Origin of the sequence: Colwellia sp. MB3u-8 (genome assembly GCF_014076985.1) — a bacterium.
In the GTDB taxonomy this organism is placed as follows: Bacteria; Pseudomonadota; Gammaproteobacteria; order Enterobacterales; family Alteromonadaceae; genus Cognaticolwellia.
In genome coordinates this window covers 1-486 of sequence record NZ_JACGVA010000029.1, presented here as the reverse complement: position 1 = coordinate 486, position 486 = coordinate 1, and the positions used below count along the sequence as shown (strand labels likewise).

The following is a 486-nucleotide window of genomic DNA, read 5'->3' as shown; positions in this document are numbered from 1 at the left end:
GTCACATCGCGTGCCGAGGCAAAAACCCCCCGCACATTGCCTTCGAGATCTTTGTATACACTGGCGTTATAGAGTACGTCGGTGAGCTTGCCTGATACATGACGTATCGCTAGCGGATAGTCGGTAACATAGCCTTTTGAGAATACTTGCTCGTAACCTTTACGGGCTTCTTCAGGATCGGTGAAGTAATCAGCAAAGTCACTGCCAATGAGGCTGGCACGCTCTGCACCCGTCACCTTCTCAGTCGCGGTGTTCACGTCAGTAATCTTACCTTCGGCACTGATGGTGACCAATGGATCTAAGCTGGCTTCAATCAGGCTACGAGAATATTGCGAGGCGGTTTGGGTCGCTTCTTCTGCTCGTTTACGCTCAGTCACATCGCGTGCCGAGGCAAAAACCCCCCGCACATTGCCTTCGAGATCTTTGTATACACTGGCGTTATAGAGTACGTCGGTGAGCTTGCCTGATACATGACGTATCGCTAGC

1 protein-coding gene is annotated in these 486 nt (G+C 51.4%); it reads right to left on the bottom strand.

The annotated features are described in order from the left end of the window. Positions 1–486: PAS domain-containing protein (locus tag H4J54_RS00215; protein ID WP_182188844.1), on the bottom strand; the 486-nt coding region annotated here is incomplete at both ends.